Below are 10,211 nucleotides of genomic sequence, written 5' to 3' on the forward strand. Positions count from 1 at the left end.
TTGCTCCGATCCGTGAGATCTCATCAGCGTTTTCGGGGCAAACGTACAAGCGCGGGTGAGCCTGATGGCCGAACCTGCCCACCTTCGCCACATAGGCATCGATAGAATCGGCTGGAACAAGGCGGCCACCGAACCGTCCAATGATTTCGCCCTTGCGGACGGACCTTATCGCGAAAAGGCTATGTCCTGTGGGGTCAACGCTGCGTTGCATCCTGACAACTCCTGGCCCATTTGCGCGCTGGGGCAGAATCTCCTGCCGGCAGTTGGACACGAAAGGACACACTTGCAGTATGTTCTGAGTAGATCAACCGCCTTTGTTGAGTATCATTGCTCATGATATCATCCCTGAACAAGCTCTCTGTCACGCACGACTTATTGCGTCGGGGGTATGCTGGCCTCGCACGTCTCGCTGTAAGCCCAGGCCAGCCACTCGCATAAAATCGACAAGTCATCTGCCTCAACCGTAGGCCCCGCCCATATCCGGAATCCCGGTGGCGCGTCACCGTAGCTCCAGATGTCAAAAGCCGCGTCTTCGGCTTCTAGCAGACGGATCATCCCCGCAACGATTTTACCGTCATCCTCTTTCGCGCCGGCAGCGAGCTGCTCTCGTACAAGCCGAAGAGTAATTGAACAGGTGGAGCGTGCTGCCGGATTGGTGCAAGTCCAATCAATCCAAGGAGTAGAGTTTACCCAGTCGGCCATCACAGCATAGTTATTGGCAACCCTGTTCAGAAGCGCGGGTAGTCCGCCGCACGCTTCGGCCCAGTCGAGCGCAGAGTGGATATCCTCGACGGCGAACATGCTGGGGGTCGAGATCGTCCGGCCGACAAAGAACGCTTTGTTCACAGATCCGTCGGGGTTGTGCAGTCTCATGAGCCTGGCTACAGGCTTACGTCCGCTGGCTTTCAGCCGTGCCTGGGCTCGAGGCGAGAGCGCGATCATGCCGTGGCCGCCTTCGCCGCCAAGCGCCTTCTGCCACGACCAGCACAGAACATCGATCCGATCGAAGTCGATGTGCCTCGTAAATGCTGCCGAGACGGCATCTGCGATCACAAGCCCGGCACGGTCAGGAAGAATCCAGTCAAGATCCGGTGGACAAACGCCGCTGCTGGTGCCGTTTAGCACTAGAACGATGTCGTGATTGGGGTCGATCCCGCTAGTGCTCGGAAAATCTCCGTAAGCACAAATGTGCCGGCTTTGGCGGGCAAGCGCCAACGTATCGATCTCATTTGCCCAATACTGCGAGAAGCTGTCTGACAAGAATGTCTCGACTGGAAAAGGGCCGAGTAGATTTTGCAAGGCCATGCTGCAGGCCCCAGTGCCCGAACCGGGCACGATTCCGCAGAGCCAGCTATCAGGCAGCTCCAGCAAAGAGGCCATGCGCCTGATTACCCCTCCTAGCCTTTCTGCTCCCTCGGAGCTCCGGTGACTTCGTCCAACATGGCGCAGCATAGTTGGGTGCACGCTCCAACCAGGATGTTTACGGCAAGGGCCTGATGCAAACCGCGGATCCGACGGGAGGACCGATGGTTTCACAACCGCATTTGGGAGAGTCATGGCTTCCTCCAAATTGGGAAAAAGGGGCACCTCAACGGAGATATCTGCGATCAGGCGATATCCTGCGCCATCAGCGCCGACAGCTTTTCATTGGCAAAACTCATCCGTTCATCGGCGCGGAGGTCCGAAAGGCGGCTGATAATCGCGGCGTCAGACAATGCCCCGCCTTCACGTAGCTTTTGAACATAGGACGGATGGATAAAGTTTGAGCCCGCGAATTGATATGCTGCGCTGCTACCCCAGCCATACCGTTTGCGAAGCGGACCGAAGTGACGCAGGACGTGCTCGAGGAGTGCCCGTTCCTTGGATGTTTCGAGGCGAGTGAGAATCGGTAGGAGCTGCTCACTAGCCGTATTTCCTGCCCCGCGGCCCATGCCGCCCATGGTGCAGTCTATCCAGGTCGCTCCCGCCATCGCGGCGGCCACTGAATTGACCAGTGCATATCCGCGGTTGTCATGGCCGTGGAATCCAATGTCAGGCTCAATTCGATCCGCAAACCGGCCGATGAATTCCTGAACGCGAGTCGGCTTCATAGAGCCAAAGGAATCGGCAATATAAAGCACGTCGATGGTGTCGATCTGCTTTACCTCCTTTAGGCACATCTCAACTTCTGCAGCATTTGCTGCATCGATCTGCATGAGATTCAAAAACACACGGAAGCCCCTGTGAGACAACTCAGCGCAAATGTTCCGGCAAGCAGCCAAGTCGCTGTAATGCGCCGCCACGCGGACGGTCGTGATATGCCCTGGCACTAGTCCTTCTATCAGGCGGATCACGGCAAGGGGTATAGGCAGTTCGCTCGCAATCACATCCTTGGCATCGATCATCACGCATGCCTTGACCAGGAGACCAGCAGCCACCTGTTCGGCCTTAGAGCTTGTCACACTGGCGAAATATCCCTGGCTCTCAGGCTTTCCGGCGAGCCCCAGTTCGACCATGCGCACTGGGAGAGTGTTGATAGTAGCGACATAGTCCGACACCAGTTCCGGCGCGAAATCCCAATTTGTGTAGTAGCCACCGTCGCGCAAGGTGCAATCTAGGAAGTTCACTTCGTCTGGCATTGTGGTTAACATTGCCTAGCCTCCTCCAAATACCGCCACAACATCGAAGCATCCTGCATCAGCTCGCGGCGTAGCCCCCATCTACATAGAGAATCTCGCCTGTTACGAACGATGCAGCTGGGCTCGCGAGGAAAATATAAGGCCCGAAATATTCGGACAAATTGCCGCGGCGTCGCATCGGAGTGAGTTCCATTGCGCGGCGCTGATAAGGGCTATCGAGATTAGGATGCACCCCATCCATGAAGTTGTTGATGAATCCAGGTGCGACTGCGTTTACACGAATGCCCTTGTTGGCCCATTCTACCGCCATGGTGCGCGTTAGTTGATTGACGCCTCCCTTACTCGCAGCATAGGCAGCTAGGCCCGGTATGCCGAGCGAACTGGCGACCGAAGAAGTCATGATGATGCTGCCGCCGCCCCGATCCAGCATTGCTTGGGCGGCAAACTTCGCACAATAATAATAGCCCCGCAGATTGGTATCGACAATTTCGTCCCATTCCGCCTCTTCGTATGAATGCGCTGGCTTAATGATGTCGATACCTGCGTTGCAGACCATCACATCGATCTGCCCAAACCGGTCGACCGTGCCACTGATCAGTGCCTTGCAATCGTCGTGCGACCGCACATCAGCGCGGATAGCCGTCACGTTGATTCCTTGGTCCACAAGTTTGGCCTCTGCTTCGGTCAACTCTTCAATATTGTACGAGGAAAGGACTATCTTCGCGCCTAATCGTCCAAAGCGGGTGGCGAGCGACTTCCCTAGACCGCGACTCGAGCCTGAAATGCAGACTACCTTGCCATCAATACCGAAGAGCTCTTGGTATCCTTCCGCACCAACTGCAGAATTGGGATTTTTATCCAACATAATATGTAACTCGCTCCAGTATTTTGATTTAGTTCAGGTCAAGGTCGTCGTTCAGCAGGCAAGATCAGCGTGAGGCAAATCGCAAGAGCGGCGATGCCCCGCGACTGGTAAGTAAATACCTTGCATAGCCACAGGCGCGTTGAAACGCAGGAAGCGCGTCGGCGCCCTAGGTGCGTCAAGTACCTCAGAATTCATTTCAAACCAGTAGTCCGACTCGCGCCGTGAAAGATCGACTCCCGTAGATTGATCGCGCACTGTGAGGCGCGGCGTCGGCCTGTTGGCGGAGGAGTTTTCAAGCATCAGAAGACTCAAGGGGAAAGTGAGCTCTTGCTTGGGACGATCGCGAATACACGCATGTGCGATTGTACGGCCGAGATCGTTGACGGTTCTGTTTGCGTTGGTTTCGTTCATGCGACGGCTCCTAGTGCTACGAATTGTTCAGACGGTTGCACTCAGCCCACCATCGATGACGATCAGGGCTCCGCTGACATAGGCCGCGCGGGCGCTGGCCAAGAATGCAGCAACTGCTGCGAATTCCGAGGGATCGCCAAGACGTCGAGCTGGGGTCCTATTCTCGAGCGCACGGATGGCTTCGGCGTGGTCGCCGAGGCGATTGGCTTCGTGAATCGCGGTGCTGTGCGCTCCAGGAGCGAGCACGTTTATCGTGATGCTCTCCCCCGACAATTCCTGGACGAGCGTGTGACAGTAAGGCACTAGCCCTGCTCGTGCGACACCCGACAGCGCGAAATGTACCGGAGTCCGTACAATAGCCTCGGAAGCGAGCATCAATATTCGCCCCGCCCGCGAGCGCAACAGATACGGCAAGGCAGCCGTAACTAGATTTATCGAAGGTAAAAGCACTCGGTCAAACGCGTCGTCGAAATCCTTAGGCCTCATGGCCGAGGGTGGCCCGGCAGCAACGCCGCCGCAATTCGTCACCAAGATGTCGATACACCGAAAATGCTCTGCTGTTTCGGCAACCCAAGCTGCTGTATCTGCGCAGTCAGTTAAATCAGTAGTGCGCGCCAACACTTCGGCGCCTGCGTCGCGCAACCGATCCACTGCTCTTTCTAGCCGCCCCGGATCCCGCCCACAGATGGACAAGCGGCAGCCTTCGTTGGCTAACTCCTCAGCTGTGGCCAAACCTAAGCCGCTTGAGGCCGCCGCGACCATTGCCACCTTACCGTCGAGCCCTAAATCCATCTTTCACCCCCAATTGACATCGCCACGCTTCTTGGCACCGTTGCAGGCAGCCACGCATGTACCGTGCCAACCGAAAAAAACCGCTCAAAATAGTAGGATAGCCCAGCTGACAAAACTTCGGTTTCCTATGGCCGTGCATGATGATGACACAAATGTTCGGAATCCCACGTAACTCCGCCGTGCTTCTGACACGTGACGGGTCGCCTGCCGGTTCTGAAAACAGCGCGCGTACGCACGAGGCGTAGTTGTGAGCCATTTCGAATGGGTGAACAATCTGACCCACAACTCTTCCGACTTGATGGAAAGGCGGCGAAGGGAACGACGAAATCAGACAGTCGGCACTGCGGTCGAGCGGATGATAAGGCCGTCTCCAGCCGACATGCGCGACGAATTTCTTGAAGGGGCGCCGAGAGCGGACTCGTGCGGTTATGAGGACGTCATGCGTAGCGCTTGTCGAGCGACGACGCAGGCAATCTCTAACGCGTCTAACGGCAAAGGCACCGACTCCGTCAGATCTGTTGTATGCGTTTCCAGGAATCCGGCCGCGGCCGCAGACGAAATGGACATCAGCATCGGTGGCTGGAAGGCGAACAGCGGCAGGGCAGAGAGCCGCGCTCGCTCCGCCTCAAAGCTGCTAGGCTCATAGGGGGCAGCCACCCTGTCGACGAGCTTAATTCCCATCTTCATGAAAAGCGGCAAGCTGTTTCATGAAAAGCGGCAAGCTGTCGTGAGCAAACCGCTCTCGCATCTTGTCGTTCATTCCCTCAATCGGTACGTAATGCTTGAGTTCATAAATAATAGGTAAGCCTGTTGGTTTGCTGAGTTATCTTATTGGTCGAATATTAGTGTTGGGACTAGATCAGGACACGTTCGCTAATGGATAGGTTGGTAGAAATTCATACCAGTCGAATGTTACGTGGTAGTGTTCTTCCAATTTTACACGACCTCGTTCACCGACGGCGCCGACGTTTTTCCGTATCCTGCCTAGTCAGGCAAAGGCGGGCAACGGGCGTCTGAGCCATGATTATATTATCCTAGTTCAATGTGTTAGTGGATTCGTGTGAATCTACATCCACACAACCATGTGCTCCAATATTGATCTCGCCGAAGGGGTCGAGCAGCTGGCGCGGTCGTGATTCCAACGGGTTGTCGAAGCCTGATTGGAGAGACCTGATGTGGACGCCAGCTACTCGCCGCCAGCATCACCGCGAAAGCCTGCGTTACGAAACAGACATGACGGACGCAGAGTGGAGTTTGATCGCGCCATACATGCCCACGGCCTGCCCGACGGGGCGACCGCGCAAATGGCCATTGCGCGAGATCGTGAACGCGATCTTCTACGTCATGCGCGGCGGGATCGGGTGGCGTCTTCTGCATCGGATTTTCCGCCGAGGAGCACGGTGTTTCGCTGGTTTTGCCTGTTCCGCGACACATGCCTGTTCGAGAAGATCAACCACAAGCTCCTGATGCTGGATCGCGAACGTTGCGGCCGAGAGGCTTCACCCACGGCCTCCATCATCGACAGCCAGACCGTGAAGACCTGCGAGAGTGGCGGGCCGCGTGGCTATGACGCCGGCAAGAAGATCAAAGGCCGCAAGCGCCATGCGCTGGTCGACACCGACGGTCGGCTCTCGTCCTATATCCGCATCCCGCTAGCATCCAGGATCGCGACGGCGCCGGCCCGGTCCTGAACGCCTCGCGACGACCATTCCCCATCATCCGAAAGGTGTTCGCCGATTCTGGATATCAGGGACCGCGTGTGGCCGAGGCCACCTCGATCGCTGTCGAGATCGTCAAAAGAAAACCTGATCAGGTCGGCTTCGCCGTGCAACCGAGACGTTGGGTCGTGGAACGCTTCTTTGCCTGGATCAGCCGCAACAGGCGGCTATGGAAGGACGCCGAGGCAACCATCGAATCCGCAACAGCTTTCCTCTACGCAGCAGCCGTCATGATCCTTGTGCGACGCATCGCGCGACATCAATGAGTTTCGGCACGGACTCTAACCCCTGGCCGAATAAGCTTCATGTTGGTCTACAATTCGTCATACGCCAGTTGTCGTAGTAAAAGGTCCGCGAAACGTCACCGAAATACCCGAATGGTTCCTCCATATCGGTTTCGAATCCAACCAGGTCCCCCGATTCGATGACCCGCTGGGTAGCTTTCGGGATGAGCTTGATGCGTTGTCTCGGCTGCCAGTTTGTCGTCAGCACGATTTGCGGTAGCGAGGTTATGGCTGCTCCTCCGTCGGTTCGCTGATCTTCTCGGGGACACGGAAGACCCAATAGTGCGCGTCTTCCTCGGCGACGTATTTGCCGTTCCTTAGACATTGTGCTTGTATAAGGACGCCCTCATCCAGCAGACGCCGCACCTGGTCTTCAAAGGATGTCGCCTCCACATAGCTTTTGCGGGTGCTTGCAATGACGAAGCCGTTTGGGCGGGTGACGCGAGCCAGCTCGCGCAAACCATCCGGTCGGACGTGTCCGAGCGTGAGGACGCCGCAGCAGACGGTCAGGTCATAACTCGCACTGGAGTAGTCAGAGAGGTGCCCGTTAAGGTCGACGTCGCCTCGGGCATGGCGGTAGACACCGGTTTGCCGGGCCTTTTCGGCCATCTCTTCGGAGAGATCGAACCCATCAATCAACCGGAAGCCGAGGCGTTCCAGTTCCACGCCGACGAGCCCTGTTCCGCAGCCAGCGTCCAGAATTGCGATGTCATTTCGCTCTCCGGCCAAGTAGGCCGTCTGCATGGCGCCCGCCATTTCAGCCACGATCGTCGGCCCGCAGTACCCGACGCGGCCCTGATCCAGATCGAAAGCACTCGCCCATCCGCGATATAAGTCGGCCAAGCGACCGGCGTCGCCATCGAGGGCATGGGACGCCTTCATTCGCTCCCGTGCGGATTGCTCCAGTGGTGTCGGCTGATCCGGGGTCTTCATTGACAGTTCCTCCGTGTAAGGGCAGATGGGTGCGGGATTGCATTCATGGGCGCGCAAAGAGCCACTACATGCGGAGAATGTCGGCCCTGCGTCGATGCTCTCCGCGCAAAGCCATCGACACTTCCAATGGGCAGCAAAAATAGACGATTTGGCATTCTCAAGCGACTGTACCATCGGCATGCAGGATCAAAAACGCAATTTTTGAGAATTTTATATGACAATCATTTAAACTTCGAGATATACGCTATATTATAATTTGTATTTTCGAGATAGATTGACGTGCGACGGCAACAAAAATACGCGCGCATCCGCGTGATGATATTGTATTTGGAAGGCAGCCCGCAGTGGAGCCTCACCTGGAGACTAGATTTAACCTCGGTGCCGGGCCGGTACGCGTTGGTGGGCGCAAGTTAGTATCCTTGCGCGTCAATCTCAGAGGCTCCTTTTCGAGCTCTGCGCGAACTGGAAGAGATGTCCAATGCCATTACGGCGACGTAGAACCTGCATTGTCACATCACGACGCTGTCAGGGGGCATCCTAATAAATTGTTGCCGCAGATCAGGGTTCCAACAGCGAGTTCTGTCTTGACCATCCTTTACGCAGAACCCGCCAGCCGCTTGCCCACAGCGAGATTTGCGGCCGCGCATACCGCCCGAAATCTTTCGCGTTACGATGGGCAGCAGCGTTGCTTGCGAATGCCGACAATACGGGCAGCATCGTCGCCCGAAGGTTCCTGGGCCATCATCAATCTGAACTCACGGCGAATCCCTAACCCCGGTGCGGCGATAGTCGCGCGAACTTCGGAAATCATGTGGTCGACTTTAATATTATCGTGCTGGACCCCAAAGCGCGACATGCGCGGGATCAGCCAGATCGACGAGAACGCTTCGGTGGAGTCAATCGCGACATACGGGAATGACCGCCGCGTTTAATAGTCGTGACGACATCGGAGGCTTTCAAAATGCTTACCAACTCGGTGTAGAGATCCTTGCCAGCGCTGGTAAGCACCACGTCGGTTCCTGACCTCACAAACAGCGGAACACCAAGCTCGTCCTCAATGACTTTGATCTGTCGAGTGATCTCTCTCGATGTCACGTTCAGCTCGGAAGCTGCAAGCTCGAGCGAAAGATGGCGTGCCGATGCCTCGAATACCTCGAGGGAAGTAAGGACAGCGAGGGACGGAAGATCACCATAAGGATGGGCCATAGAACACTCCAATCAGATCGACAGTCGCGAACCGAACGACCGGGTATCCACGTTGTCCTCCGCCCCATAAAGGACTGCCGCCAATCTACACATGCGTTAAGTTGAGAGACCGAATAGTCGTCACCGGGCGGCGTGACATACCTGCGACTGTCTTGCCGTGCTCACGCAAGTTGCGTGCCGGTTGGCGCACTGCTGTGAGTTAGACTATTCGGTCATACGGACAGGCCCGACTGACCGACCGTTTCGTCGGTTTTCCGACACTCGGGCCACCTCGTCCCCTGACATTGATCCGGATGGCATCGAAGAAGACGAGTGGATAGACCGCATCGAGCGGTCGGTTCCGCCATTCGGCCATGACGGCCGAGATCAACTCTGGCGACACCTCGATTGCTCCTCCAGATGGCCGCGGACCTCGCGCATGCTCGTGCGTGCGCAAACATCGATGCGATTTGGCCTCAAGTCAGGAAAGCGGCGCAGATCTCAGGCGACAACCTGCTGCGCGACCACCCTGTCTGGAGCGCGGCTAGAGCACGTCCTGTTTAATCCGGTTCATATCCTGCGGCTTTGAAGTAGTTGGCACATTCGGCTGGGGTGAAGAGGTCGACGACCGCGCCGACCGCGTCCCATAGAGCCTTGATGGTTCTTTCGGCCTTTGCTCGCAGCGGCGCCTTGAGTTTGGCGAGGGCGTTCTCAATCGGACTAAAGTCGGGACTGTAGGGCGGCAGGTAGAGCAGGCTCGCGCCTGCGGCCTCAATCCCGTCGCGCACGCCGGCGGCCTTGTGGGCGGGCAGGTTGTCCATGACGACTACGTCGCCCTCCGACAATGTAGGGACCAGCACCTGCTCGACATAGGCCAGGAACACGTTGCCGTTTATGGCGCCGTCGTAGACGAAGGGCGCAGTCATGCCCGTCAGCCGCAGCGCTCCGGTGAAGGTCGTGATCTTCCAGTGGCCATGCGGCACGCCGGCCCGGCAGCGCTCGCCGCGCTGACCTGCCGGCCTCTCGCAGAAGGGTGCGTGAACCTCTCGATTCACACCGCTCCCATCAGGCAAACGTATTCGTTCCGAACGCCTTCCAGTACACAAACAGTCCTGGATGTTCCCGCGCCAGCTTTCTCACGAAGAGGCTGGCACGCGTCTTATGGGACTGAAAGCGCTTGAACTTACGCATGATCCACGCCCTGAGCTTCCGGTTGACGTAATCAGCCAGAGTGGACAGGGCCGAACGGCTGTAGCGGCCATAATAGGCTATCCATCCGCGAAGGAGTGGATTGAGCTGTTGGGCGATTTCAGCCAGCGTCGTCTGCCGCGGGATGTTCAAGCTTTTGATCGTGGCCCGCATCGACTTCATTGCCGTTGGGCTGGCCGCAGGCGTGTAACCACAG

The 10,211-nt window shown here is 57.0% G+C and carries 9 protein-coding genes and 2 pseudogenes; 1 reads left to right on the top strand and 10 read right to left on the bottom strand.

Features of this window, described 5'->3' with window-relative positions; translation table 11 throughout:
* Nucleotides 1-372 precede the first annotated feature (372 nt).
* The 5 genes from NKI20_RS25995 to NKI20_RS26015 form a co-directional block, all read right to left on the bottom strand.
* Nucleotides 373-1,380 (bottom strand): PLP-dependent aminotransferase family protein, encoded by a 1,008-nt coding sequence (locus NKI20_RS25995; RefSeq protein ID WP_352835726.1) that lies wholly within the window; start codon nucleotides 1,378-1,380, stop codon nucleotides 373-375.
* Between the two features lie 227 nt (nucleotides 1,381-1,607).
* Nucleotides 1,608-2,630, bottom strand: coding sequence for a hydroxymethylglutaryl-CoA lyase-like TIM-barrel protein (locus NKI20_RS26000; protein ID WP_352835729.1), 1,023 nt, complete (start codon nucleotides 2,628-2,630; stop codon nucleotides 1,608-1,610).
* Between the two features lie 46 nt (nucleotides 2,631-2,676).
* The gene (locus tag NKI20_RS26005) at nucleotides 2,677-3,483 is read right to left on the bottom strand and encodes an SDR family NAD(P)-dependent oxidoreductase (RefSeq protein WP_352835732.1); all 807 of its coding nucleotides are present in this window, start codon (nucleotides 3,481-3,483) and stop codon (nucleotides 2,677-2,679) included.
* Between the two features lie 51 nt (nucleotides 3,484-3,534).
* On the bottom strand, nucleotides 3,535-3,894 hold the full coding sequence (locus NKI20_RS26010) for a hypothetical protein (protein WP_352835734.1): 360 nt from the start codon (nucleotides 3,892-3,894) through the stop codon (nucleotides 3,535-3,537).
* 27 nt (nucleotides 3,895-3,921) lie between these two features.
* On the bottom strand, nucleotides 3,922-4,686 hold the full coding sequence (locus tag NKI20_RS26015) for an SDR family oxidoreductase (RefSeq protein WP_352835737.1): 765 nt from the start codon (nucleotides 4,684-4,686) through the stop codon (nucleotides 3,922-3,924).
* A 1,173-nt stretch (nucleotides 4,687-5,859) separates the two neighbouring features.
* Between NKI20_RS26015 and NKI20_RS26025 the strand changes: the two are divergent.
* Nucleotides 5,860-6,670 (top strand): annotated as a pseudogene (locus NKI20_RS26025) (IS5 family transposase).
* Between the two features lie 243 nt (nucleotides 6,671-6,913).
* Here the strand turns inward: NKI20_RS26025 and NKI20_RS26030 are convergent.
* The 5 genes and pseudogenes from NKI20_RS26030 to NKI20_RS26050 form a co-directional block, all read right to left on the bottom strand.
* Nucleotides 6,914-7,621 (bottom strand): class I SAM-dependent DNA methyltransferase, encoded by a 708-nt coding sequence (locus NKI20_RS26030; RefSeq protein WP_352835740.1) that lies wholly within the window; start codon nucleotides 7,619-7,621, stop codon nucleotides 6,914-6,916.
* Nucleotides 7,622-8,485: 864 nt separating this feature from the next.
* Complete coding sequence (locus NKI20_RS26035) at nucleotides 8,486-8,827, bottom strand: LysR family transcriptional regulator (protein WP_352835743.1); 342 nt, start codon at nucleotides 8,825-8,827, stop codon at nucleotides 8,486-8,488.
* Between the two features lie 199 nt (nucleotides 8,828-9,026).
* Complete coding sequence (locus NKI20_RS33815) at nucleotides 9,027-9,182, bottom strand: transposase (protein ID WP_502898163.1); 156 nt, start codon at nucleotides 9,180-9,182, stop codon at nucleotides 9,027-9,029.
* A gap of 184 nt (nucleotides 9,183-9,366) precedes the next feature.
* A pseudogene (locus tag NKI20_RS26045) lies at nucleotides 9,367-9,813 on the bottom strand (IS630 family transposase); the annotation flags it as partial.
* A gap of 58 nt (nucleotides 9,814-9,871) precedes the next feature.
* Nucleotides 9,872-10,211 (bottom strand): group II intron maturase-specific domain-containing protein (locus tag NKI20_RS26050; RefSeq protein ID WP_352835746.1); only part of this gene is annotated, 340 nt, incomplete at its 5' end.

This window comes from Mesorhizobium sp. M0830 (assembly GCF_040319965.1).
Classification (GTDB): Bacteria; Pseudomonadota; Alphaproteobacteria; order Rhizobiales; family Rhizobiaceae; genus Mesorhizobium.